Source organism: Pseudarthrobacter sp. 10T415 (genome assembly GCF_056394175.1).
In genome coordinates this window covers 17707-40960 of sequence record NZ_JBFTHJ010000006.1, presented here as the reverse complement: position 1 = coordinate 40960, position 23254 = coordinate 17707, and the positions used below count along the sequence as shown (strand labels likewise).

Below are 23254 nucleotides of genomic sequence, written 5' to 3'. Positions count from 1 at the left end.
TCGTGGTGCTTTTCCCCGGAACGCGCGCTCACTCGTGGTGCTTAAAACCGCAACCCCCGCTCACTCTCCTGAAGAGAGTGAGCGGGGGTTCGGGTTTTAAGCCCGGGATGTGAGCGCGCGTTTCGATAAGGTTGAGGGCATGCCTTCGTTCCAGACCCGCCTGAAGATCACCGGGCTCCGGCCGGGCAACGCTCCCGAATCCGTGATGGACGCCGCCGTCGAGGCGCTGGGAACCCGCCACCACGTTGAGTCGCACCAGCTGCAGATCGCCGGCGGGGTGCCGCTGCTCAACCTGCGCTTCCTGGTGGAGGCCACCGAATACAGCGGCGAGAACCGGCAGGCGGTGGAATCGGCGGCCATGATGCGCGACGCCGTCGAACGCGTTTCGCTGACAGGTGCCCTGAGCGTGCTGCGGCGCAGCCGGGGCAAGTGGCTGCCGGTTTGAGGCTGTCCGCCTGAACCGGCCGGAGTCCGTTTAGGCCGCGGTCCAGCACAGCCCCGGTTCAGCCCAGCGGCCCGGGCTCCTCCACGGGGGAGCGGTTGCCGCGGCGGCGGGTCACGATGATTCCGACGACGGCGCCCACCACGAGGCCGAGCGCCACGCCGATGAGGGAACTCGCCCAGAATGGCAGCTTCGTTGCCGATCCCGTGAAGTAGCCGAGCCCCACCAGCCAGCAGGCCCACAGCACCGCCCCGAGGCCCGCGCACAGGCTGAAGCCCCGGACCGAAACATTGGCAATGCCGGCGGCGGCGGAGGTGGCTAGCCGGCCGCCCGGAATGAACCTGGCACCGATGATGGCCCCGTAGGTGGAGGACCTGCCGGCCTTCGCGAGGGCGACGTGGATGCCCTGATGCACCCGGCGGCCCCATTTCCAGCGGTCCAGCACATGGCTCAGGCGGCGGCGGAACAACTGGAACACCACGATGTCGCCCGTCCACGATGCAATGGCGGCGAGGGCGAGCACCAGGAAGATGTTCGCCCTGCCGTCAGCGGACAGCGCGCCGCCGGTGATGACCACCATTTCGGACGGGATGGGTGGAAAGATGGCGTCGCCAAGGACCACGGGGATGATCCAGAAATAGATCGCCTCTCCCCAGCTGTCGGCGCTGCCGAAGTCCATTGCCACAAGGTACCGCACTTTCACGGCCCGGCTGCCGGGGTCAGGCCGCAGGATTCCCGAAGTTTTCCGGCACCGTCCGCGAGCGGAGGCGGACCGTTTCGCTGAGCTCGAGGCTGCTGCGGTATTCCACCGGGCTGCCAGAGATCGGATCCACGAACCGGATGCCGCGGGCCAGCAGCTGCAGGGGTTTTGTGTAGTCGTCCGGGACCTTGTCCAGCAGCTCGGGGTAGAAGGCGTCGTTGACGATCCCGAGTCCCAGCGAGGCCATGTGGACGCGCAGCTGGTGGGTCTTGCCCGTGTGCGGTTCCAGTCGGTACCGGGCAAGGCGGGTGGGACTGTCCGGCGCCGCGGCGATGCTGCCGTCGGCACCCGCGGAGGCGCCGCCGTCGAGCATTTCCAGCCGCTCAATCCGCGTCTCCGCGTTCGGCTCGCCCTCCACCACCTCCGCCAGCAGGTAGCTGCGGGACTTGGTCATCCGGTTGCGGACCACCACGGGGAAGCCGACGGCGGGATGTCCCGGCGCGGGTTCAGCGGCCGAAACGCACTCGTACTCCTTCTGCACCTGGCGCTTCTCGAACAGCACCTGGTACTTGCCGCGCGTCTGCGGGTTGGTGGAGAACAGCAGGACGCCGGCGGTCATGCGGTCCAGCCGGTGCATGGGGATCAGATCCGGCAGGTCCAGCTGGTTCCGCAGCCGCACCAGGGCCGATTCCTGGATGTAGGTGCCGCCCGGAGTGGTGGGCAGGAAGTGGGGCTTGTCCACCACCAGCAGGTGTTCGTCCTGGTGCAGGATGCTGAGGTCCACGGGGATCCGGGTTTCCGGGGGAAGCGTGCGGTAGTACCAGATGAAGGTGTGGTCTTCGAGCCTGGTGTGCCGGCTTAGGGGCACGCCGCCCTCGCCCACGATCTCGCCGGCGTCGAACCTGTCCTCGATGCCCTGCGGATCGATGTGGCCCCAGCGGTGCATCATGTAGTCCATGGCGGTGTTCCACGGGCCCTCTTCAGGGAGCCGCAAACGGGTGGCGTTCACGCCGTCGCGCACGGGAAGGGGGGATTGCATCACCGGTCCATTCTACCGGCGCGCCCTGGACTGGCCGCCTGCGGTACCGACGATAAAAAAGTTCTTGACAAAAAAAGTTGTCGGTTGGCACACTTAACCCATGTTGGATATTGCAGTGATCGAGGACCCCGCGGCGGCCGAAGCCTCGCTGGACCCCATTCGGTCCACCATCCTCCGTGAACTGGCCGAACCTGCCTCCGCCACGCAGCTGGCGGTCCGGGTGGGGCTGCCGCGGCAGAAGGTGAACTACCACCTCAAATCGCTGGAGCGGCACGGCCTGGTGGAACTCGTGGAGGAGCGGCGCAAGGGCAACGTTACCGAGCGTATCCTTCAGGCCACGGCGGCCTCCTACCTGATCTCACCCACGGCCCTGGCTTCCGTGTCGCCTGATCCGCGGCGCTTTGCCGACAGGTTCTCGGCGTTCTGGCTCCTGGCGCTCGCGGGCCGGATGGTCCAGGAGGTGGGGAAGCTGATCGCCGGAGCTGCTACGGCCCGGCAAAAGCTCGCCACCTTCGCCATCGACGGCGAGATCACCTTCCGCACAGCGGCGGAGCGTGCCGCCTTCGCCGAAGAGCTGGGCGTCGCCGTCACGCAGCTGGTGGATAAGTACCACGACGCCGGCGCCTCATCCCGCGGGCGGCGCCACCGACTGGTGGTGGCTCTGCATCCCGTCCTCAAATCGTCCCCCGAAACCTCACACGAACCCGCAACCAAGGAGCAAGGCCATGACTGACAACCGCAACTTCGAAATCGTCTACGACACCGAGCTCCCCGGTACGCCGGAGCGGGTCTGGGAGGCTGTCACCACAGGGACTCCCGGATGGATGTTCCCCACGGACCAGTGGCCCGCCGTGAAAACCGTGGAGGAGTACCCTACCCACCTGGTGTCCCGGATGGACGGTCCGGATGGCTGGTTCAACCAGCTGGAGCACGTCCTGGAGCCGCTGGACGGCGGCCGCGCGCGCCTGCACTATGTCCACAGCGGGATCTTCGCGGACAACTGGGACGAGCAGTACGACGGCGCCAGCCGCCACACCGAGTTCTACCTGCACACCCTGGGCCAGTACCTCCAGCACTTCGACGGCAAGCCGGTGGTGTTCACTGACATCCAGGGGCCCGCCGGCTCCCAGGTGCCGGACGGCTTTGCACGGCTCCGCCGGGCGCTGGGCGTTGAGTCGGCGGTGCAGGGCAGCCCGGTGGAGGTAGAGCTCGACGGCGTGGGCCGGCTTGCGGGCGAGGTGGACTTCTCCAACGAGCACTTCCTCGGCCTGCGCACGGCGGATGCCCTCTACCGGTTCTTCGGCCGCAACGCGTGGGGCGCCCCCGTGGGCATGACGGTGCACGATTTCAGCGGCGCCGGCGATTCGGAGACCACGGCCAAGGCCTGGACCGGATTCCTGGAGCGCGTCTACGCCTAGGCCAGCTGGGCCGTTGTTCCGCCATTGCCGCTTCAGGTGCCGAGATCGCTGGAATGCTGCGGGGGCGCTGTTCCGCTACAGCGATTTGGCACCGTTCCGGCGATCTCGGCGGTTGCCATCAGGCGATGGCGACGGCGGGGGCCTGGGTGAGCGAGCGCCGCAGCTGGGGTGCGGCGTCGAGCCTGTCCTGGGCGGCCCGCAGGGCCATCACGGCGGCTTCGAGTTTGTTGGGTGGGAGGGTGAAGGGGAGGCGCAGGTACCGCTCAAAGGCACCTCCGAACCCAAATCGCGGCCCGGCGGCCAGCCGGATCCCGTGCTCAGGACCGATCACAGTCAGCGCCGTACTTATGGGGGCAGGCAACTTGCACCATACTGACAGGCCGCCGGAAGGTGGTGCCGTGTGCCAGGCAGGCAGATGCTCCCGCAGCAGGTCCAGCAGCGCGGCGCGGTTGCCCCTGAGGGTGTCCAGCAGTGCCGGCAGCGGTTCATCCAGTGCCCGCACCAGGTGGGCCGCGGCCAGCTGTTCCATGACCGGTCCGCCCAGGTCCAGGACACTCCGGGCCGCAGTGAACCGCTGGATCATCGCCTCGGAGGCGCGGATCCAGCCCGTGCGCAGGCCGCCCCAGTGGGACTTGCTGAGCGACCCCACGGAAACCACCGCACTGCTGAAGCCGGCCAGGGGAGTGGACTGGACGCCGTCGAGGTTCAACTCCCGCAGTGTCTCGTCGGCGATCAGTATGGTTCCCGCTGCGGCAGCAGCCGCTACCAGCCGGCGGCGCTGGGCATCGGGCATCATCATGCCTGTGGGGTTGTGGAAGTCGGGAACGAGGTAGGCGATCTTGGGCCGCTGCTGTGCCAGCGCTGTTTCCAGGGCCGGCAGGTCCCAGCCGGACTCGGCGAAACCGACAGGCAAGGGGCGGCAGCGGGCGGCACGGATGGCGTCCAGCGCGTTGGGGTAGCTGGGGTGTTCCACCAGGACCTTGTCCTGGCGATCGGCCAGCGTGCGGATGATGATGGTCAGCGCGTGCTGCGCCCCGGACGTGACCATGATCTGCCCGGGGCCGGTGGGAACGCCGGCCGCCGTATACCTGTCGGCAATGGCCTGGCGAAGCGGCAGGAGCCCCACGGCGTCGTACCCGAATCCCGGCAGCAGCGCCGGCAGTTCCGTCATCGCCGCCGCGAAGGCCCGGTGCACCACCTCACCGCTGGCCGGCAGCGCCGAATATGCCAGGTCGATCAGCCCTTCGGGCGCGGCCAGGCCGGGAGCCGTCAGCGCGGGAGCAGCCGAAGTTTGCGGGCTGTAGAGGGCCGGGCCGAAGGCGGTCCGCTCCGGGATGCGCGTCCTGCCGCGGCTGCCCTGTCCGCTGCTGAGAAACCCTTGCTCACGCAGCGTCGAGTAGGCCGCGGTGACAGTGGTGCGGCTGACGCCCAGCGCGGTGCACAGGGCGCGCTCGCTGGGGAGTGCTGTGTCGAGCGGTGCGCGACCGTCGAGGATCAGGAGCCGGAGTACGTCGGCCAGTTCCCTGTAGGCGGGGGCGCCGCCGTGGTGCCAGGTGCCGAGCATGCGGCCGAGTGCTGCCGCGCCAAGGGAAGGAGCCATATAGCCAGTATCTCAAACTGGCTATGTAAATCAATGCCAGTTGGATGGGAGGGTGGACCAATGATGCTCCGCAGACTCGTTCAGCTTTTCACCGGCCTTGCCATGTACGGCATCTCGCTGGCCCTCTTCATCCGCGCCGGGCTGGGCCTGGACCCCTGGGACGTTTTCCATCAGGGCGTGGCCAACCGGACAGGGTTGAGCATCGGCGTCGTGGTCATCATCGTCAGTTTCCTGGTGCTCCTGCTGTGGATTCCGCTGCGCCAGCGGCCCGGCTTCGGCACCCTCTGCAACGCCATTCTGGTAGGTGTCTTCGCCGACGTCGGACTGGCCTTGATTCCCTCCTTGTCCAACCTTGCAGGACAGCTGGGCATGCTGGCCGGCGCCGTTCTCCTGAACGGCATCGCCTCGGCATGCTACATCGGTGCCAGGTTCGGACCGGGGGCCCGTGACGGCCTGATGACCGGACTCGCGCGCTGCACAGGGTGGTCCGTCCGGTTGTCCCGCACCCTCATCGAGGTGGTAGTCCTCGCGGCAGGCTGGCTGCTGGGCGGGTCAGTTGGCGTGGGAACCGTGCTCTATGCGCTCGCGATTGGGCCGCTGGTACAGCTGCTGCTGCCCTGGTTCATGGTTCCGGCCGGCACTCCGAAAGTGGCCCGGGGGACGCCTTCGGACGTGAAACCGGATGGCGGCCCGGAAGCCGCCGGTGAAACCAGCTATTCCGGGACGGGCTGGCACTTGGGGCAAAAGTAGATGTCGCGTTCCTCTTCGCCGTTCAGTTTCCCCAGCAGTCCGCGCCGCACCGGCGTACCGCACTTGAGGCACGGGTGCTGGTCCCGTCGGTACACCCAATAGCCGGGCCTCCCGGCCATCCTGCCCACCGGCATGCCGCGGGCGTTGAGGATGGTGACGCGGCGGCCCGGGCCCAAGTTTGCTTCCAGGAGCTGCTTGGCGTCGGTCATCAGGGTGCGCAGGTCCGCCACCCCGGACACGGGTGTGGCCGGATGTATGCCGGAGAGGAAGCAGGCCTCGCAGCGGTAGATGTTCCCGATGCCGGCGAGGTTGCTCTGGTCCAGGATGGCCACGCCGATGGGAACCTCCGGCCGTGCCAGGAGCCGGCGTTCGGCTTCGTCCAGGTCCCAGTCCGGGCCCAGGAGGTCCGGACCAAGGAACCCGACGATGGAGTCCTCGTTCGCTGTGGCCACCACGTCCAGGATGCCCAGGGAGAAGCCGACGGCGTCCGCGGCGGCAGTGCGCAGCACGCACCGCGCGGTGAAGCCGGGTTTCCGCCACCTGCCACCGGGCGGGTAGACCTGCCATGTGCCTTCCATCTTCAGATGGGAGTGAATGGTGAGGGCCTTGTCCCCTGGCCCCTTCACCCGCATGAGCAGGTGCTTGCCCCGCGGCACAACCTCAGTCACCGTCCATCCGGTGAGGTTCAGTGTGGCGAAGCGCGGTACCCGGAAGTCCGAGGCGGTCAGTGTCTGGCCCGCCAGCGCCTCGTGCAGTTGCCGGGCGGCCCGCCAGACGGAATCTCCCTCAGGCACGGATCCTCAGACCTTTAGGCGTGGAGTAGGCGCCGGCAGCGCTGAGGGCAGCGGCAATGGGAGTGTCCAGAATCCCCTGGCCGTTCACTTTTTCCATAATCAGTTTGTCCACGGCTCCGCGGGTGACTACTCCCACCAGTGCTGCGCCGGCAGCATCAAGGACGGCGGGGTCGTCGGAGAACGCCAGCAGTGTCTTGCCTCCCCGCTCCACGTACAGAATCAGGGCGCCGTCCACCAGCACCACCAGGGCTCCGGCTTTGCGGCCCGGCCGGTGTCCGGTGCCGGCATCGTCCCGCAGGGCCGGCCAGGGGACGGCAGCGCCGTAGGGATTCGCGGGATCCGTGGCGGCCAGGGCAAGGGCCACGGGTTCAGGTTTGGCGATCTGGCTATCCTCCGCGTACGAGCGCAGCCGGTCCACCGTGGCGGGCACAGCGAACTGCGCCGCACCGAGGTGTTCGATGAAGTATCCGCGGCGGCACCGGCCGGCTTCCTCGAGCCTGGCCAGGACCTTGTACATCAGGCCGAAGCCGCCCAGGATCTGCTCCGCCATGACCGAACCGCGGGTCACCACCCCATACCTGTCCAGCAGGAGCTCTGCCGTAGCCCGGGCATGGATGGTGGCATCCAGTTCCGGCTGCGGAAGGGCGGACCAGCGCCCGGCAGCCATTGGGGGAGTGGCGGCTGCACCCTGGGAACCGTACCGCCCGCCGGCCAGGCCCGCCGAGCCCATCAGCCCGGTGCCGTGGGAGCGGCCCAGCCTGTTCAGCCGTGGAGCCCTGGACCGGGGAGCCTTCGCCACCTGCCGGTGTGCCGTATGGCCGCCCGCGATCAGCGACCGGACGGGCGCGAAGGTGTCACCGGTGATCCGTCCCGCCCAGGCGAGATCCCAGAGGGCGGACACCACTTCCTGGTCGCTGAGCACCGAGTCCATGCCCCCTGCCACCTCCGTGAGCTGGCGGAAGAAGTATCCGCCGCCGTTGTTCCGGAGATGGTCGAGGAGCCGCAGGCCGGCATCGCCCGGTTCGTAGTCCGGTGCAGGGTTCAGCGTCAGTTCCGCTGAGTCGGCCAGGTGCAGGCTGATCCAGCCGTCATTTCCGGGCAGGGCACCGGCTCCGGACCAGAGGACTTCGCCGGCCGCCATGAGCTCGTCCAGCATGGCGGGCTGGTAGTTGGACACCCTGCCGGCCAGGATCAGGGGTTCCCAGGCCGATGCCGGGATGGGGACGCCGGACAGCTGGTCGATTGCCGTGACGATGCCGTCCAGCCCCCGGAGTGCCGGCTGCCCCCGCCCGCCGCCGGGGATCCGGACGTTTTGCCAGGCAGGGAGGAATCGCCCGTAAGCGGCGGCGTCCACGGGCTCCACTTCGGCGCGCAGTGCGGCCAGGGACCGCCGCCGGAGCTTCCGCAGCACCTCGGAGTCACACCATTCGCTGACGGCCGCGTGCACGGTTTCGCGATGGATCTCTCCCTGCCGTCCGTCCCTGTCCGGCAGCCCGTCGTCGTCCGTGCCAGTTGGCGCGGACTCCGGCCCGGCTGCGGCGGGTGTTGCGTGCGGCCGGAATTCGCCTTCCACCACGCGGCCGTCGTCGGCAAGGCGTTTCAGGGCGGTGACCACCACAGCGACGCCCAGTCCCAGCCGGGCGGCGGCTTCAGCAGCGGTGAAAGGCCCGTGGGTGCGGGCGTAGCGGGACACGAGGTCGCCCAGCGGGTCCGCCACAGGCTCGATGAACGCCAACGGCACCCCCATGGGCAAGGGAACACCGATGGCATCACGAAGGCGGGCCGCGTCCTCCACGGCAGCGAACCGTTCGGCGCCGCCCACGTTGACCTTGATGGCGCGGTTGGCCCGTTGCAGCGCCACGAGGTGGGCGGTGGCTTCCTCAACAGTGGCTGAGGCGGTATGGACCGGCGTCGTTTCAGCAGGCTCAGGCACAGGGCCGTCGGCAAAATCGGCGTCGGCCTGGGTTGCAGGGGTCCCGGCGGCCCCAGCTACCGGGGTATCGCCGCGCTCCCCGCCCGTTGCAGGCTCAGCCCCGGCTGCCGGCTCCAACCGGGCGGCGGCCTCATTCGGGTCCAGCGGGCCAAGAAGCCGCAGGAGGTCGGCCACGCCCTCAAGTCCCCGCACCCGGCGGTCCGGCACCAGCCGCTGCAGTTCAAGTTCGGTGGCGTCGATGACCTTGGCGTCCAGGAGCTCGCGCAGCTCCACCCGGCCCAAAAGCTCGTTCAGGAGTGTGGAGTCCAAAGCCAGCGCGGCGGCGCGCCGCTCCGCCAGCGGGGAATCGCCCTCGTACAGGAACTGGGCGACATAGCCGAAGAGCAGGGACTTGGCGAACGGCGAAGGCTGCTGCGTGGTGGTCTGCACCACCCGCAGTTCGCGGCGTTCAACGGCGGCCGCAATGTCCTTCAGCGCCGGTAGGTCGTAGACGTCCTGGAGGCATTCCCGGACTGTCTCCAGGACGATGGGGAACGTGGGGTATTTCCGTGCCACATCCAGCAGCTGGGCGGACCGCTGCCGCTGCTGCCACAGGGGCTGCCGCTTGCCGGGGGTCTGCCGCGGCAGCAACAGGGCACGGGCCGCGCACTCGCGGAACCGTGACGCAAACAGGGCACTGCCGCCCACCTCGGCCGTGACGATTTGCTCCAGTTCCTCCGGGTCGAAGAGGAACAGCTCGGCGCCCGGGGGCTCGTCCTCCATCATCGGCACCCGCAGCACAATGCCGTCATCGGCCGCCATGGCAGAGCCGTCCAGGCCGTACCGCTGGTGGAGCCGCTGGCCCACGGCCAGGGCCCACGGTGCATGGACCGGCATGCCGAAGGGGCTGTGCAGGATCACGCGCCAGTCGCCGAGTTCGTCGTGGAACCGTTCCACCACCAGGGTGGTGTCACTGGGGACCACCTCCGTGGCCTGCTTCTGTTCGGAGAGGTACTGGATGAGGTTGTTGGCGGCGAAGGCGTCCAGCCCGCTGGCCTGGCAGCGTTCGGCGGCTGGTCCGGCGTCGGAGGCTGACAGCTCGCGCACGAAGGCGCCGAGGGCGCGGCCCAGGTCCACCGGCCGGCCCAGTGAATCACCCTTCCAGAAGGGCAGCTTGCCGGGCTGGCCAAAGGCAGGGGAGACCAGCACTCGGTCGTGCGTGATGTCCTCGATCTTCCAGCTGGTGGCACCGAGCGCGAAGACGTCACCCACGCGGGATTCGTACACCATCTCCTCGTCCAGCTCGCCCACGCGCCGGCCACCCTTGGGGGCCGGAGCCGGTTTGCCGTCCTCCGACGGGGAAGCCGAGCCCTCCATTTCCGTGCCGATGATGTAGACGCCGAACAGGCCGCGGTCCGGGATGGTTCCGCCGGAGGTGACGGCGAGCCGCTGGGCGCCGGGCCTGCCTTCGATGGTCCCTTCGTTGCGGTCCCAGATGATCCGTGGCCGGAGTTCGGCGAATTCGTCTGAAGGGTAGCGGCCCGCCAGAAGGTCCAGGGTGGCCTCGAACGCGGAGCGGGGGAGCGAAGCGAAAGGGGCCGACCGGCGGACCGTTGCGAACCATCCCTCGACGTCGATGCTGCCCAGGGCAGTGGCGGCCACCGTCTGCTGCGCCAGGATGTCCAGCGGGTTGGCCGGGATGCTGAGGCGTTCGATTTTTCCGTCCAGCATGCGTTCCACGGTGATGGCCGTGTGCACCAGGTCCGCCCGGTGCTTGGGGAACAGGACGCCCTGCGAAATTTCGCCTACCTGGTGCCCGGCACGCCCCACACGCTGGAGGCCGCTGGCCACCGATGGCGGCGACTCCACCTGGACCACCAGGTCAACCGCGCCCATGTCGATGCCGAGTTCCAGTGAGGACGTGGCCACCACGCACCGCAGCCGCCCGGATTTGAGGTCGTCCTCAATGAGCGCGCGCTGGTCCTTGGACACCGAGCCATGGTGGGCGCGGGCCAGCACGGGGTCGGCCCCTGCGGAGCTTCCGGCCTGCGCCATCATGTGGGCGGGAGTGGCAGTAGAGGCAGGAACGCCCGACGCCGGCGCGGAGCCACCGCCTGGTGCGCCGAACACCCCCGCGCCTTCCTCCAGGGGGCCGTCCCAGCCGCCGCCGGCGGCCATGAGCTGGCGTTCGGCATAGATTTCGTTGAGGCGCGCTGTCAGCCGTTCCGACAGCCTGCGGGAGTTGGCGAAGACGATGGTGGACTGGTTGGCCAGCACCAGGTCAACGATCTTTTCCTCCACATGTGGCCAGATGGACGCCTGCGGCTGCAGCCCGGAGGCCGGGCCGGAGTCGAACGCGCCCGCTGCACCCTGGAGATCGGACATGTCCTCCACCGGTACCGACACCGTAAGGTCCCAGTTCTTCTTCGACGGTGGAGCCACGATTTCGACGGGAGCGGTCCCGGCAAGGAACTGGGCCACGAGTTCCTTGGGCTCCACAGTTGCGGAAAGTCCGATCCGCTGTGCAGGTTTGGGCAGCAGCGCGTCCAGGCGTTCCAGTGAAACGGCCAGGTGGGCTCCGCGCTTGGTGCCGGCAACGGCGTGGACTTCATCGATGATGATGGTGTCCACCTCGGTGAGTGTCTCCCTGGCCCGGGACGTGAGCATGAGGAACAGGGACTCGGGCGTGGTGATGAGGATGTCCGGCGGGTTGCTCAGCAGCGCCCGGCGGTCCGCCGTGGTGGTGTCCCCGGACCGGACGCCCACGGTGATCAGCGGGGCGGGCAGTCCCAGCCGCTTGGCCGTCTGCGTGATGCCGATCAGCGGGGAACGCAGGTTCCGTTCGACGTCCACGCCGAGGGCCTTCAGCGGCGAAATGTACAGCACCTTGGTTTTCCGCTTGGGCGCCCGGGGCCGGCGGGCTTTTGCCGGGGCCTTGGTTCCTTTTGTGCCGGCCACGGCGGCGGGTACGGCTGCTTCCGCCGGGGCTTCAGTGTCTGCGGCGGGCGCAGCGGAGAGGAGCCGGTCCAGTGCCCACAGGAATGCGGCGAGGGTTTTGCCGGATCCGGTGGGTGCCACCACCAGGGCATGCGAGCCCGACGAAATGGCGTTCCAGGCGCCGTCCTGGGCGGGGGTGGGTTCGGTGAAAGCGCCCATGAACCAGTCGCGGGTGGGCCGGGTGAACTGGCCCATTGGCGCTGTGGCCACGGCGCCCCGGCCGTCCGTGGAGGGCTCTTCCTGGTTCATGCCTCCATCATGCCCCACCCCACCGACACAGCGGACGGAGCCCGGTCCGGCAGATGCCGGGCCGCTTGCTTTTTGGTGTCCTGCAGGCCCGGCGTCAGGCAGGCTGGAAAGCGCCGATGGTCAGCAGTTTGATGTCTGCGTTGCTGCAGGCGGTGGTGGGCTGGGCCAGGAAAAGGGACTCGGTGTCTTCCGGCGGGTAGATCCGGTAGCCGGCCGCGTCAACAGGTGAGCAGTCGGTGTAATTGCCCGCTTGCGTGTACCGCAGCTGGGCCCAGCCCGTCTGGCCGGGTGCCAGCAGGACGTCCGTAACAGGCACGGATTCGTCCCGGGTGGCCGCCGCGCCAATGGGGCCGCCTGCCGCGTCAGCCGCGAGGGACACTCCGGGGAAGCCCTTGAGGATGCAGGGCTCGCTGCCGGTGTTGGTGAGGTTGAGCTTCATGAAGACGCTCCCCGCGGCGCCGCCGCCGGACGCGTCGGTCGCGGCGGAAAGGCCTGCCGCCTTGCACAGTCCGGGCCCTGCCGGCGCGGTGGTGGCAGGGGCGGCGGACGACGGCGGCGCGGCCGTTGTGGCCGGGGGTGCGGACTGCGAGGGGCTGGCGGAGCCCGTCCCCGGCCCGGCCGGGGTGGTGGTCGTTTGGCTTTGCGGCTGGCCGAGACCGCACGATGCAAGCAGCAGGACGGCCGCCACGCCAGCCGTCGACAAGGTTATCCCCTGGAGTGTTTTCTGAGACCTCATGCCACCACCTTCGCGGCAGTCCGGGGCGGCGTCAACGATGCCACGTGGTCCCACGGCAATTTGATGCCCGGATCGTGATGATCCGGGCATCAAGCCGGGACTACTTGGTGCTGTCGGCTGCCTTCCGGCGCGCACCGTTCCGGAGCAGTGCGAGCCCGCCGAGTACCAGTCCGGCCACGCCGGCGCCGAGGCCGGCCCAGCTGCGGGCATCGGCGCCGCTGTCCGTCACGGACGCTGCCTGTTCCGTGTGGGTTGCCGCAGCTGCGGTGGCGCCGTGCCCGTCCGACGATGCGGCCTCGGTGATGGTGATGGAGGGGGCCGGCGCCTTCAGTGAGTGCGGGTCCTGGCCGTCCTTGGCGATTTCCGACCAGTCCGTCTGGCCAACCTCGCATGTCTGCATCGTGGGGAAGTTCAGCGTGGTTCCTGCGGCATCGGGAAGCTTGACGGACAGGACCAGCGTGTCACGGAGTTCGTGCGCCAGGGGCGTTTTGGCCGTGTAGACGATCTGGCTGGTCCGCTTGGTGATGGAGCTGCCGTCGGCGAGTTTTTTCGGCTCTGCGAGCTGTTCGGTCACCTTTTCCGCGGTCCAGTTGGGGTTCACGGTGGGCTGGGCGTCGTTGAGCTCCGTTGGCAGGGTGATGGCCACTTTGGTGGTGGCGGATTCCTCGCAGCCGTGGGGGATGGCGAAAGTCAGCAGCGCGTAGGAATTGGCTGAGGTCTTGTCCGGGGTCACGCCCACATGGGCGGACGCGGCGCCGGCGCCGGCCAGGATCAGCGCGGCGGTGCCTCCGGCTGCAGCGGCTGTGGTCAGGGTACGGCGAAGGGTCAGGGAATTCATGGGGTTGCCTTTCTGGCGCACGCCGTTCGCGGCGTGCAAAGTTTTTTGGGAAGGCCCGGGCCGGCGTGCAGTGCGGGGGGCGGGTCAGAAGGAAAGCGCGACGGCGGAAGGCGGGCCGCGTCGGCTGTCCTGCCGCAGGTTCCGCCAGGGGCGGAGGGGCGCGGCGGCCGGGGGAAGGGCTGCGGGCATGGGCGCAGCGTCGTTGAATGCCAGGGGTGCGGGAACGCCGGCGAGGGGCCGCAGCCAGCCTGCCAGCGCCCAGAGCGCTGCTTCGCCCTTGGCCAGAAGCAGTGCACATCCAAGGGTTGCCAGCGCGTGCGCGGCCAGCATGAGGGAACCCGATGACGGGTCAGCTGGTCCCATGTGCCCGGCCAGGGCCAGCAGGTCCGGCGGGAGCGACGGCACTCCGTGCTGGTGGCCTGCATAGGCTGCCACGGGTCCTGACGGCTGTGAGGGCACGCTGAAAGTGGCGAACAGTTCGTGGAGCGCCACCTGCCCGCCGCCCATCAGCCCGGCCATGGCAGGGAAGGAGAGCTTGAGCCTGGTGGCAGCGGTGCTGGCGAGACCCGTGAGAGCCAGGATGGCCAGGAGGATCCCGGGAACGGGCAGTTGCCCGCCGCCGGCCACGTGGGCGCCCGCCGCCAGGGTCAGGATGCCGGTTGCAAGTGCCGAGGCGCGCAGGAGGTGGAAAGGTGTGCGGTGTGCCGGCACTGACTCTCCCCTCCCGGTGCGGTGGCGCGTACTGCGGCAGGAAAAACTAGCTGCTCCTGCCCGCCCGATTCTACCGGGGAACCGGGGACGTTACGGTGCCGGCCTGACGGTATGTGGAAACCCGCAGCGGTCAGTTGGAGGGGGAAGCTCGTCAGGCCCCGGCTAGCAGCTCCGCCAGGACGTCCGCAGCGCTCTGGTGCCGGATGAGCCGCGCAGACTGCCCTGCCCACAGGGACATGAGGTCCGTATTTCCGGCAGCGGCGGCCGTTGGGCGGAACCGGCCGGTCAGCCAGTTCTGGACGGGGAACGGGGCGATGGCCGGCGGCGCCAGTTCCGAGGTAACCCGGTTGGGGATTCCGCGTGCCAGCCGGCCGCTCAGCGCGCGGGTCAGGACCGTAGTGCCCGCGGCCGGGCTGTGCAGCAACTCCCGGTAGGCCGGCGCGGCGGCCGATTCACTGGTGGCCAGGAAGGCCGTGCCAACCTGGACACCATCAGCGCCCAGGGCCAGGGCAGCGGAAAACCCGCGGCGGTCAGCAATGCCGCCCGCCGCGATGACGGGGATGCTGACCGCATCGGCCACCTGGGGGACCAGGGAGAACGTGCCCACCAGGGATTCCTCGGCGGGGCGCAGGAAGGACACACGGTGGCCGCCGGACTCCATGCCACTGGCCACCACGGCATCCACGCCGCCTGCCTCAAGGGCCAGGGCCTCCTCCACAGTGGTGGCGGTGCCGGCCACTTTGATGCCGCGCCGGTGCGCTTCTTCCACTATTTCCGGTGCGGGGACGCCAAAGACGAAGCTGACGACGGCGGGGGCAGCCTCCAGGGTTGCCTCCACCTGCTCGCCGTAATCGGCCATGAAGCGCGCCGGCATGTCCGGCAGTTCGAGGCCAAGCTCCTCGAAATAGGGCTGGAGGGCGCGGACATAGCTGTCGAACTCGGTCCGGGGCAGCTCCGTCGTTTCGCTTCCGGTGGGCACCCACAGATTAAGGGCGAACGGCTTGGCCGTGGCGGCACGAAGCTCCGCCGCCGTCTGAAGGATCGCGGCGCCGTCGTACCCGTACAGGCCGTACGAACCCAGCCCGCCGCCGTCGGACACCGCTGCCGCGAGCGCCACGGAAGACACACCGCCGAAGGGGCCAAGCACCACCGGTACCTCAATGCCGAGTACGTCCGTGAGCCTGTTGCGGCGTGAAGCGGCGTGGTCCTGCTGGGGCATGGCATTCTCCTGACGGATCCGGTGGTTTGCTGCTGCTGCCACCAGTCTTGCAGGGCCGGGCTGTGCTCCCAAGTCCCGGCCCGCTCCCGCTGCGTTCGCGTGAAGGGAAGGGCCGGTCACACCCGCGCCGCCCGGCGATAGACTGCATTTCATCAGCGCAGGCGATCTAAGGAGAAGTTCATGGACTACACCGGAAGCCAGTCAGAAAAGGTTGTTCCGGCTGGTGAACTTGGCCGCAGCCACATCGGCCAGACCATCACCTTCCAGCCCAACGAGTTCACCGTGGTGTTTGGAAAGCTTGCCGGGATCGCGCGGACGGAAGCCATGGTTTACCTGTCACTGCAGGGCGTCGGAAACGGCACGCACCTGAAGGACGAGTACGACCTCCCGGCCACGCATGACGTGTATGTGCCGGTGGATGTCATCAGCAACGCGGAATCCACCATCAAGGACCTCTTCGGCAAAGTCCAGGAGAACCTTCGCGGCGGCGGCCACAGGGGCGGCGAGGACCGCACCGACAAGCTGTAGCCGTACTTACGGACGGTGGCTCTATCCAGCTGGAGCCACCGTCCGGCCACTGTTCAGCAGCGGGCGATAGGAGCGGGCAATGCCCCTTTATCTCTCAAAATTCAGTTACACCCCCGAGACGTGGTCACGGCTGACGCGGAATCCGGAAGACCGGCGGAAAGCAGCCCAGGCCTATATCGAATCCGTGGGCGGCAAGCTCCATGGTTTTTGGTACGGCTTCGGCGCCCATGACGGCTACAACCTGTGGGAGGCCCCGGACAACGTTTCCATGGCCGCGGTGGCACTGGCCATCAGCGGAGGAGGTGCGCTGAGCTCCTTCGAAACCACAGTGCTGCTCACGGTGGAGGAAACCATGGAAGCCCTCAAAGTGGCCGCGGAGATTTCCTACCGGCCGCCTGGTAACCCGACCTGACGCCACGCTGGCCCGCGGTCCCGGAGTTTTGCCGTTCACGGCCTTACGCCTGCGGAAGAAGGACCACTCCAGTGGCGGCCTGAAGGTACGGGGCCGGATCGGGGTCGTCACCGGCGGCCCACTCGAGCCATGCCTGGAACGTGGCACCGATAAAGGCCGCGCACGCATACCGTGCCGTAGCGGCAGGAACCCCAGCCGCCTCGAGGTGCGCGAGGGTTCGCCCGCGCTGGGAGCCGAGGGCTTCGTAGCTTCGGTTGAGCAGTTCCCGGTGCGCACCGATCAGGCGGAGGCGCGCCCGGGTGACCGCCAGGTCGGGCAGGGCGGCGGCGCCGGCAATCACCGCCCGGCGCAGTCCGTCCAACGGATCGTCACCTGCCGACGGCAGGGGGCCTGCTCCCAGCGCCAGCATCGACGCTTCGATGGCGGGTTCGGTGCCGCCCCACACCAGGTCCGCTTTGGTGGCGAAGTAGCGGTACAGGCTTTTCCGGCCTATGCCGGCAGCCCGGGCGATGTCCTCCATGGAGGTTTCCTCGTACCCGTTCCGGGCGAAGAGTTCCACGGCCACCCGTGCCACGGCCTCGGGATCGATGGTGGCAGGGCGTCCCGTGGACTTGGTTGCTGGCTCTACCGTCGGCATGCCAACAGTATTCACCCTGGACACCCTTCCATAATGACACTCTGTGTCATAAGCTGGCGGCAACAGCCTGATCAATCGAAAGGAACACCATGGGCAACGACGCCGCATGGCAGGAAAATGCCACTCCCGGCCGCTTCTCCAGCAGGACCGTGATCGTCACCGGGGCCGGTTCAGGCATCGGCCAGGCCACCGCACTGCGGATTGCCAGGGAGGGCGGACGGGTCATTGCCGCGGACATCAGCAAGCAGCGGCTGGACGACCTTGTGGCAGAGAACGCCGGCCTGGACTTGGTCCCGGTTGCCGGGGACATTTCCACCGAAGAGACAGTGGCCGCCGTCATTGCCGCTGCCGGCGGACGGGTGGACGCACTGGCCAACATCGCGGGGATCATGGACAACTTCGCCCCCATCCACGAGGTGGACGACGAACTCTGGGACCGGGTGTTCCGCATCAACGTCACCGCGCTGATGCGCCTCACCCGGGCAGTGGTTCCGCTGATGCTGGAGTCAGGCGCGGGATCTGTGGTCAACGTCGCCTCCGAGGCCGGCCTGCGTGGATCCGCGGCCGGCGCCGCCTACACAGCCTCGAAGCATGCCGTGGTGGGCCTGACCAAGAACTCCGCCGTCATGTACGGCCCCCGCGGGCTCCGCTTCAACGCGGTTGCACCGGGCGCCACCATCACCAACATCGAAGCCAACTGGGGCTCGGAACTGGCAGCAGGCCGGCTGGGCCCGCTGATGCAGGCCAACATCCCCGCACCCGCCACCGCTGCACAGCTGGCCGCATCCATCACGTTCCTGCTCAGCGAGGACGGCACCAATGTCAACGGCGCCATCCTCGCGTCCGACGGCGGCTGGTCGGCGCTGTAAGGCAGCACTGTAAGGCGGCGCGGACCCAGGTGCCCGGGCACCAAAGGGGAAGCGTACGACGGCGGGGAGTCCCGTCGTCGTACTTCCTCTTTTGTAGGTGAGTTGGCCGCCCCTCGCGGAATAGAACCCAGAACTTGAATGTTCAACTAAGTATGGACTTCGGCATCTTTACCTTCGGTGAGCTCTCGCGCAATGACACAACCGGACAGGTGCTATCGCCACAGCAACGGCTGGCGGAAATCATCCAGCTGGCCAAGCTGGCGGACCAGGCAGGCCTCAGCTTCCTGGGCCTGGGCGAACATCACCGCCATGACTTCGCCCTGTCGGCGCCCGAGATGGTGCTGGCCGCCATTGCCCGGGAAACCACCAACCTTCGGCTGGGCACCGCCGTTACCGTCCTCTCGACGCAGGATCCCGTGCGGCTCTTCGAGCAGTTCGCCACCCTGGACCTGCTGTCCGGGGGCCGCGCGGAGATCATCGCCGGGCGCGGCGCGTTCATCGAGTCCTACCCGCTGTTCGGCTACGACACCGCCGACTATGACGCGCTCTTCGATGAGAAGCTGCGGATGCTCCTCGAACTGCGGGACAACGCCAGCCTCACCTGGCGGGGCACGCTGACCCAGACCATCCCCGGCATGGATATTGCGCCGCGGCCCCTGCAGGAGAAACTGCCGGTCTGGGTGGGGGTCGGCGGAACACCGGCGAGCTTCGCCCGCGCCGGCCGGCTGGGCCTGCCGCTGTTCGTTGCCCTGCTGTCAGGCCCCGAACGGTTCCGCCGCCTGGTGGAGCTTTACCGGCACACGGCGGCGGAATCCGGACATGACGCCGCCGCGCTTCCGGTGGGCGCTGGCGGGCACTTCTACGTGGCTCCCACTTCGCAGCAGGCCCGCGACACTTTCTATCCCTATTACCGCGCCTACTTCGAACAGAACATGCCGCGTCCCGTGGACCACTTTCCCCGGTCCACCTTCGATGACTGGTCCGAGCCGGGCGGCGGGCTGCTGGTGGGAAGCACGCAGCAGGTGGTCGAAAAGATCCTCGCCATCCACGAGGCCCTGGGCACCAGCCGCTACATGGCACAGATCGGGCTCGGCGGCCTGCCCTTTGCCGAGACGGCCCGGTCCATCGAGCTCCTCGCCACTGAAATCATGCCCGCGGTCAATCGGGAGCTCGGGCCCTCAGCTGCTGCTTAACGCCAAGGATTGCTAGGCTCCCCGGATGGGTCAAGGGCTGCGGGCAGGGCAAGTTGACGGTCGCTGGGACGGCGGGCTGCTGCGCGCCGAACAGTCCGCCCTCGTTGCATCGTGGCTGCGTTCCCCGAAGCTCCTTGCAGATTTTTCCTGGGCGCTCGCGGACACGAAGGTCCTCCGCGTCCAGGGGCCCGACGGGCAGTTCATCGTTAAGGCCGGGGGACCGGATAACCACCACCTCGGCCGCGAGCTGGCGGCCCATCGGGCCTACACGGGCCCGCTGGTGGAGTGCGGGCGGGCAGGCCGCCTGCTCCTCGCGGATTCCGGCGCCAACCTGCTGGTCATGGAGTACCTTGAGGGCCACCTGGTTGAGGGCACGCAAGCCGAGCAGGAACCAGGCACCTACGCCCAGGCCGGTGAGCTGCTGAGGCTGTTCCATAACCAGGGGCGCCGCATCGATGGCCGCTATGAACTCCAGGCCACAGCGAAGTCACTGGCGTGGCTGGACCGTGCGCACCGGATTGATCCCGCCGTCGAGCGGGAAGCCCGGGGGCGCCTGGCGGAATACCGGCCGGAACCCGTCACGGTGGTTCCCACCCACGGGGACTGGCAGCCGCGGAACTGGCTCATCCATTCCGGCGAAGTCCGGGTCATCGACTTTGGCCGGTTCGAGTTCCGACCGGCTGCTACGGACCTGTGCAGGCTGGCGGTGCAGCAGTGGCGGCAACAGCCTGCCTTGGAACAAGCCTTCCTGGAGGGCTACGGTACGGATCCCCGATCGGACGTCGTGTGGCGCATCGACCTGCTCCGGGAAGCCGTCGGAACCGCGGTGTGGGCTTTCCAGGTGGGGGACGAAGAGTTCGAACACCAGGGCCACCGGATGCTCACGGAGGCGCTGGCGCGGTGGTGAGCGGCGGCAGCAGCCCGGCCTCATTTCCGACACGCTTTGGAGATTCCGACTCGCATATTCGATGTCGCACCGGAGATACGGGGTGCGCCATCGAGTATGCGCAGCGAAACCGGGTATGCGCAGTGAAACAAGGACGCTGCCGTCAGTGTGCCGGCGCCGCAGCGGTGGAAGCGCGCACTGTCAGGTGTGTGGGCATCACCGAGCGGGTGCGCGTGCCGCCGCCGCGAAGGGGATCCAGCTGTGCCAGCAGCATGGTCACCGCCACCCTGCCAGCCTGCTCGATGGGGGAGGACATGGTGGTCAGGGGCGGGTTGCAGAAATCGGCCCCGAAGATGTCATCGCAGCCCACGATGCTCATGTCTTCAGGTACCCGGACGCCCCGTTCGCGCAGCCGTTGCAGCATGCCGATGGCGATCAGGTCATTGAACACGATGCAGGCCGTCGCACCGCTGTGGACTGCCGTGTCCGCTGCCGCGGCGCCGGACTGGGTCTTCGGGGCGAACGGCCCCAGCCTGACCACGTCGATGCCGCGCTCCTTGCCGGCTTCGGCCAGGGCATCCCACCGGCGGGCGTTCGACTGGGACGAGACAGGGCCGGAGATGTATGCCACCCGGGTATGGCCCAGTGAGATCAGGTGGTCCAGGGCCTGGCCGGTGGCTGCGGGGGTGTCGATGATAACCGCGGGAACGCCGGGCACATCCCGGTTGATGGCCACCAGAGGCATGGCTGCGGAGGCTGCCAGCAGAGCCTCGTCCGTCAAGCGGGAAGCACCCACAATCAGGCCGTCGGCACTCTTGCGGAGCTGCTGGATGGCGCTGGCCTCCACCTCGTCAGATTCTTCCGTATCAACCAGGAGCTGCGTGTACCCGGCGGCTTTGAGCTGGAGCTGCGTTCCGCGGATGAGGTCGAAGTAGAACGGATTGGTGATGTCCGGGACCAGGACGCCCACGGCGCCTGTTTTTCCCGAGCTCAGGGCCTTGGCCTGCGAGTTCGGTGTGTAGTTGAGCTCGACGGCGGCGGCCTGGATCCGCTCGCGCGTCCGGATATTGACCCGCTCCGGTGTGGACAGTGCCCGTGACACCGTGGACGGGGCTACGCCGCACACGGCAGCGATGTCGTGGATGGTTGCGGGGCGGCCCACGGAAACTGGCGGCAGTGCCATGGCGTTCCTCTCTGAACGGACTGGCGTGAGCGCGGTTGTGACCGGAGACACTGCGCTGAAAGCCCTAGGATGTCACGGATCGCACCTTGTGGCAACCGGTTGTCAGTGAATTGCAACGCGGCTAATGTGGCAGGGGAGATGTGACACCAGCCACGGCATGCCCCCGGCCAAAGACGCGCCCCGCATGCCAGCACCAAGGAGAAACCGTGAGCGAAACTGCAACCTGGCCCCTGTCCGGATTCGGCGACGAAATCGATCCCGATCCGCACGTGCAGGCCGCCGTGCTGCTGGCACTGGGTGCCAGCCACATCGAGGTCCGGAGCGCGTGGGGAACGAACGTCTCCGAACTCACGGCCGAGCAGGTGCGGGAGCTGAAGGCCATTTTGGACGAGCGGGGACTGAAGGTTTCGGCCGTCGCCAGCCCCATCGGCAAAGTGGACGTCAGCCTTCCCGTGGAACATGAGGTGGAGCGCCTGCGCCAGATCATTTCCGTTGCCAAGGGCCTGGACACCCCCTACGTCCGGATTTTCTCCTTCTACCGCGCCGAGGCCCAAAGCGCCGAGGACATCCGCGACGACGTCCTGGTCCGCATGGCCGCACTGGCAGCGGAAGCCGAGGCGGCCGGCGTCGTGCTCCTGCACGAAAACGAAAAGGACATCTACGGCGACACCCCCGAGCGCGTCCTGGACATCATGGAAACCGTTGCTTCCCCGGCGCTCCGCGTCGCGTGGGACAACGCCAACTTCGTGCAGGTGGGCGTCAAGCCGTACACCGCGGGCTACGCCATGCTCCGCCCCTACCTCGAATACTTCCAGGTCAAGGACGCGCTGTTCAGCACCGGCGAGGTGGTCCCCTCCGGCCACGGCGACGGCGAACTGGACGCCACGGTGGCCGCCCTCAAGGCGGACGGCTTCAGCGGCTTCGCCTCCCTGGAGCCGCACCTCGCCAGCGCCCACGAACTGGGCGGCTTTTCCGGCCCGGTAGCATTCGGCATCGCTGCCCGCGCCTTCGCCGCGCTCGCCGATAAGCACGGGGTTTCGTTCTCGTGACGGCCAAGGCGGCCGTCATCGGGTGCGGCGACGTTTCCTCCGTCCACTTCGAGGCCATTGCCAAGCTCGACGACGCCGTGCTGGCCGGGGTATGCGACCCCGACCCCCAGCGGCTCGCCGCAGCCGTGGAGACTTTCGGCGTCCCGGGCTTCAGTGACCACCTCAGCCTGATCGAGCAGATCCGGCCTGACGTGGTGCACATCTGCACGCCGCACAATCAGCATGCCTCCATTGCGGCGGACTGCCTGGAAAGAGGCGTGAACGTCATCGTGGAGAAGCCGCTGGCCCACACGCTGGCAGAGGGCCGGCGTCTGGTGGCAGCAGCCGAAGCGAACCACGCAAAAATCGCTGTCTGTTTCCAGAACCGGTACAACGCCACGTCCCAGGCAATGCACCAGCTTCTGGCAACCGGTGACCTTGGGGCTGTGGTGGGTGCCTCAGCCACAGTCATGTGGCAGCGCACGGCGGACTACTACCGCAACCGGCCCTGGCGCGGAACCTGGGAAGGCGGCGGCGGCGGCCTCCTCATGAATCAGGCCATCCACACCCTGGACTTGCTGCAATGGCTGGCGGGGGATATCACGGCCGTCAGCGGAAACGCATCCACCCGCTTCCTGGGCGGCGACATCGAGGTGGAGGACACTGCGGAATTCGTGGCGGAGCATGCCAGCGGTGCCCGCAGCGCCTTCTACGCCACCCTGGCGAACCCGTACAACGCCCCGGTGACCCTGGACGTCGTCACCGAAAAGGCTGTCCTGAACCTGCGGGGCGACCTGACGGTGACGTATGCCGACGGGCGCGTGGACGTGGTGCCCGAACGCAGGAGCGCCTCCGGCGGGCGCGACTACTGGGGTGTGTCGCACGAGCTGCTGATCGCCGATTTCTACGCCCGCCTCGGTGAGGCAGAACCGTTCTGGATCAGCCCTGCCGAAGCGGAGAAATCGCTGCGGATCATTAAGGACATCTACCGCCAGAGCTACCCCGACAGGGTTGAAAGCGTTTCCTGACAGACGGCTGCAAAACAAAAGTGCAACTTTTCTGACAACCGGTTGCCAAAGATGGCAACGATGCGTACTGTGGGTTTCACAAGCG

At 68.0% G+C, this 23254-nt stretch carries 22 protein-coding genes; 11 read left to right on the top strand and 11 right to left on the bottom strand.

Going from position 1 to position 23254, the window contains the following annotated elements; genetic code table 11:
* Window positions 1-139: 139 nt before the first annotated feature.
* Window positions 140-445, top strand: a complete 306-nt coding sequence (locus AC1DBN_RS10235) for a hypothetical protein (protein WP_477723122.1) — start codon at window positions 140-142, stop codon at window positions 443-445.
* Window positions 446-503: 58 nt separating this feature from the next.
* Here the strand turns inward: AC1DBN_RS10235 and AC1DBN_RS10230 are convergent, their stop codons facing one another.
* Both AC1DBN_RS10230 and AC1DBN_RS10225 read right to left on the bottom strand, forming a co-directional pair.
* Window positions 504-1121 carry a DedA family protein gene (locus AC1DBN_RS10230; protein ID WP_477723121.1) on the bottom strand — a complete coding sequence of 206 codons (618 nt, stop codon included), beginning with the start codon at window positions 1119-1121 and terminating at the stop codon, window positions 504-506.
* A gap of 40 nt (window positions 1122-1161) precedes the next feature.
* Complete coding sequence (locus tag AC1DBN_RS10225) at window positions 1162-2181, bottom strand: RluA family pseudouridine synthase (protein ID WP_314215989.1); 1020 nt, start codon at window positions 2179-2181, stop codon at window positions 1162-1164.
* Between the two features lie 100 nt (window positions 2182-2281).
* Between AC1DBN_RS10225 and AC1DBN_RS10220 the strand changes: the two genes are divergently transcribed.
* Window positions 2282-2914, top strand: coding sequence for an ArsR/SmtB family transcription factor (locus tag AC1DBN_RS10220; RefSeq protein WP_314215950.1), 633 nt, complete (start codon window positions 2282-2284; stop codon window positions 2912-2914).
* On the top strand, window positions 2907-3599 hold the full coding sequence (locus AC1DBN_RS10215) for an SRPBCC family protein (protein ID WP_314215952.1): 693 nt from the start codon (window positions 2907-2909) through the stop codon (window positions 3597-3599). Before AC1DBN_RS10220 ends, AC1DBN_RS10215 begins: the two co-directional genes overlap by 8 nt.
* Window positions 3600-3717: 118 nt before the next feature.
* On the opposite strand, the gene yczR is transcribed toward AC1DBN_RS10215, so the two are convergent.
* Window positions 3718-5199, bottom strand: coding sequence for a MocR-like transcription factor YczR (yczR, locus tag AC1DBN_RS10210; protein ID WP_477723120.1), 1482 nt, complete (start codon window positions 5197-5199; stop codon window positions 3718-3720).
* Window positions 5200-5259: 60 nt separating this feature from the next.
* On the opposite strand from yczR, the gene yczE reads away from it, so the two are divergent.
* Window positions 5260-5949 carry a membrane protein YczE gene (yczE, locus tag AC1DBN_RS10205; protein ID WP_314215956.1) on the top strand — a complete coding sequence of 230 codons (690 nt, stop codon included), beginning with the start codon at window positions 5260-5262 and terminating at the stop codon, window positions 5947-5949.
* Here yczE and AC1DBN_RS10200 read toward each other — a convergent pair.
* The 6 genes from AC1DBN_RS10200 to AC1DBN_RS10175 all read right to left on the bottom strand — a co-directional run bounded on the left by AC1DBN_RS10200 (window position 5913) and on the right by AC1DBN_RS10175 (window position 15405).
* A complete protein-coding gene (locus AC1DBN_RS10200) occupies window positions 5913-6743 on the bottom strand; it encodes an Fpg/Nei family DNA glycosylase (RefSeq protein WP_477723119.1) in 831 nt (276 codons plus the stop codon). The two genes, yczE and AC1DBN_RS10200, sit on opposite strands and share 37 nt — an antisense overlap.
* Window positions 6736-11847: an Lhr family helicase gene (locus AC1DBN_RS10195; RefSeq protein WP_477723198.1), complete on the bottom strand. Its 5112-nt coding sequence runs from the start codon at window positions 11845-11847 to the stop codon at window positions 6736-6738. The genes AC1DBN_RS10200 and AC1DBN_RS10195 overlap by 8 nt, the downstream gene beginning before the upstream one ends.
* A gap of 148 nt (window positions 11848-11995) precedes the next feature.
* A complete protein-coding gene (locus tag AC1DBN_RS10190; protein ID WP_477723118.1) occupies window positions 11996-12637 on the bottom strand; it encodes a DUF4232 domain-containing protein in 642 nt (213 codons plus the stop codon).
* Window positions 12638-12737: 100 nt separating this feature from the next.
* Window positions 12738-13475, bottom strand: coding sequence for a YcnI family copper-binding membrane protein (locus AC1DBN_RS10185; RefSeq protein WP_477723117.1), 738 nt, complete (start codon window positions 13473-13475; stop codon window positions 12738-12740).
* An 84-nt stretch (window positions 13476-13559) separates the two neighbouring features.
* Entirely contained in the window at window positions 13560-14186 is a 627-nt protein-coding gene (locus AC1DBN_RS10180) for a hypothetical protein (RefSeq protein ID WP_477723116.1), read from the bottom strand.
* Window positions 14187-14337: 151 nt separating this feature from the next.
* Window positions 14338-15405: an NAD(P)H-dependent flavin oxidoreductase gene (locus AC1DBN_RS10175; protein ID WP_091718141.1), complete on the bottom strand. Its 1068-nt coding sequence runs from the start codon at window positions 15403-15405 to the stop codon at window positions 14338-14340.
* Window positions 15406-15585: 180 nt separating this feature from the next.
* Between AC1DBN_RS10175 and AC1DBN_RS10170 the strand changes: the two genes are divergently transcribed.
* Both AC1DBN_RS10170 and AC1DBN_RS10165 read left to right on the top strand, forming a co-directional pair.
* The gene (locus AC1DBN_RS10170; protein WP_091718143.1) at window positions 15586-15933 is read left to right on the top strand and encodes a hypothetical protein; all 348 of its coding nucleotides are present in this window, start codon (window positions 15586-15588) and stop codon (window positions 15931-15933) included.
* 79 nt (window positions 15934-16012) lie between these two features.
* The gene (locus AC1DBN_RS10165) at window positions 16013-16345 is read left to right on the top strand and encodes a GYD domain-containing protein (RefSeq protein ID WP_091718145.1); all 333 of its coding nucleotides are present in this window, start codon (window positions 16013-16015) and stop codon (window positions 16343-16345) included.
* Between the two features lie 43 nt (window positions 16346-16388).
* On the opposite strand, the gene AC1DBN_RS10160 is transcribed toward AC1DBN_RS10165, so the two are convergent.
* Window positions 16389-16982 (bottom strand): TetR family transcriptional regulator, encoded by a 594-nt coding sequence (locus AC1DBN_RS10160; protein WP_091718148.1) that lies wholly within the window; start codon window positions 16980-16982, stop codon window positions 16389-16391.
* Window positions 16983-17071: 89 nt separating this feature from the next.
* On the opposite strand from AC1DBN_RS10160, the gene AC1DBN_RS10155 reads away from it, so the two are divergent.
* The 3 genes from AC1DBN_RS10155 to AC1DBN_RS10145 all read left to right on the top strand — a co-directional run bounded on the left by AC1DBN_RS10155 (window position 17072) and on the right by AC1DBN_RS10145 (window position 19951).
* A complete protein-coding gene (locus tag AC1DBN_RS10155; protein WP_091718150.1) occupies window positions 17072-17851 on the top strand; it encodes an SDR family NAD(P)-dependent oxidoreductase in 780 nt (259 codons plus the stop codon).
* A 134-nt stretch (window positions 17852-17985) separates the two neighbouring features.
* A complete protein-coding gene (locus AC1DBN_RS10150) occupies window positions 17986-19044 on the top strand; it encodes an LLM class flavin-dependent oxidoreductase (RefSeq protein ID WP_477723115.1) in 1059 nt (352 codons plus the stop codon).
* Window positions 19045-19069: 25 nt separating this feature from the next.
* The gene (locus tag AC1DBN_RS10145) at window positions 19070-19951 is read left to right on the top strand and encodes a phosphotransferase (RefSeq protein ID WP_091718154.1); all 882 of its coding nucleotides are present in this window, start codon (window positions 19070-19072) and stop codon (window positions 19949-19951) included.
* Window positions 19952-20093: 142 nt separating this feature from the next.
* Here the strand turns inward: AC1DBN_RS10145 and AC1DBN_RS10140 are convergent, their stop codons facing one another.
* Window positions 20094-21113 carry a LacI family DNA-binding transcriptional regulator gene (locus AC1DBN_RS10140; RefSeq protein WP_314215963.1) on the bottom strand — a complete coding sequence of 340 codons (1020 nt, stop codon included), beginning with the start codon at window positions 21111-21113 and terminating at the stop codon, window positions 20094-20096.
* A gap of 206 nt (window positions 21114-21319) precedes the next feature.
* Here AC1DBN_RS10140 and AC1DBN_RS10135 point away from each other — a divergent pair, with 206 nt between their 5' ends.
* Window positions 21320-22162, top strand: a complete 843-nt coding sequence (locus AC1DBN_RS10135) for a sugar phosphate isomerase/epimerase family protein (protein ID WP_477723114.1) — start codon at window positions 21320-21322, stop codon at window positions 22160-22162.
* Entirely contained in the window at window positions 22159-23169 is a 1011-nt protein-coding gene (locus AC1DBN_RS10130; protein ID WP_477723113.1) for a Gfo/Idh/MocA family protein, read from the top strand. The genes AC1DBN_RS10135 and AC1DBN_RS10130 overlap by 4 nt, the downstream gene beginning before the upstream one ends.
* Window positions 23170-23254 lie beyond the last annotated feature (85 nt).

What these genes read in the sequence shown, in the direction of transcription:
- AC1DBN_RS10215 (WP_314215952.1), top strand. Translation starts at nt 2,907, where the DNA reads ATGACTGACAACCGCAACTTCGAAATCGTCTACGACACCGAGCTCCCC.
- AC1DBN_RS10225 (WP_314215989.1), bottom strand. Translation starts at nt 2,181, where the DNA reads ATGCAATCCCCCCTTCCCGTGCGCGACGGCGTGAACGCCACCCGTTTG.
- AC1DBN_RS10220 (WP_314215950.1), top strand. Translation starts at nt 2,282, where the DNA reads ATGTTGGATATTGCAGTGATCGAGGACCCCGCGGCGGCCGAAGCCTCG.
- yczE (WP_314215956.1), top strand. Translation starts at nt 5,260, where the DNA reads ATGATGCTCCGCAGACTCGTTCAGCTTTTCACCGGCCTTGCCATGTAC.
- yczR (WP_477723120.1), bottom strand. Translation starts at nt 5,199, where the DNA reads ATGGCTCCTTCCCTTGGCGCGGCAGCACTCGGCCGCATGCTCGGCACC.
- AC1DBN_RS10190 (WP_477723118.1), bottom strand. Translation starts at nt 12,637, where the DNA reads ATGAGGTCTCAGAAAACACTCCAGGGGATAACCTTGTCGACGGCTGGC.
- AC1DBN_RS10185 (WP_477723117.1), bottom strand. Translation starts at nt 13,475, where the DNA reads ATGAATTCCCTGACCCTTCGCCGTACCCTGACCACAGCCGCTGCAGCC.
- AC1DBN_RS10230 (WP_477723121.1), bottom strand. Translation starts at nt 1,121, where the DNA reads ATGGACTTCGGCAGCGCCGACAGCTGGGGAGAGGCGATCTATTTCTGG.
- AC1DBN_RS10155 (WP_091718150.1), top strand. Translation starts at nt 17,072, where the DNA reads ATGGGCAACGACGCCGCATGGCAGGAAAATGCCACTCCCGGCCGCTTC.
- AC1DBN_RS10235 (WP_477723122.1), top strand. Translation starts at nt 140, where the DNA reads ATGCCTTCGTTCCAGACCCGCCTGAAGATCACCGGGCTCCGGCCGGGC.
- AC1DBN_RS10145 (WP_091718154.1), top strand. Translation starts at nt 19,070, where the DNA reads ATGGGTCAAGGGCTGCGGGCAGGGCAAGTTGACGGTCGCTGGGACGGC.
- AC1DBN_RS10170 (WP_091718143.1), top strand. Translation starts at nt 15,586, where the DNA reads ATGGACTACACCGGAAGCCAGTCAGAAAAGGTTGTTCCGGCTGGTGAA.
- AC1DBN_RS10140 (WP_314215963.1), bottom strand. Translation starts at nt 21,113, where the DNA reads ATGGCACTGCCGCCAGTTTCCGTGGGCCGCCCCGCAACCATCCACGAC.
- AC1DBN_RS10165 (WP_091718145.1), top strand. Translation starts at nt 16,013, where the DNA reads ATGCCCCTTTATCTCTCAAAATTCAGTTACACCCCCGAGACGTGGTCA.
- AC1DBN_RS10195 (WP_477723198.1), bottom strand. Translation starts at nt 11,847, where the DNA reads ATGGGCCAGTTCACCCGGCCCACCCGCGACTGGTTCATGGGCGCTTTC.
- AC1DBN_RS10175 (WP_091718141.1), bottom strand. Translation starts at nt 15,405, where the DNA reads ATGCCCCAGCAGGACCACGCCGCTTCACGCCGCAACAGGCTCACGGAC.
- AC1DBN_RS10160 (WP_091718148.1), bottom strand. Translation starts at nt 16,982, where the DNA reads ATGCCGACGGTAGAGCCAGCAACCAAGTCCACGGGACGCCCTGCCACC.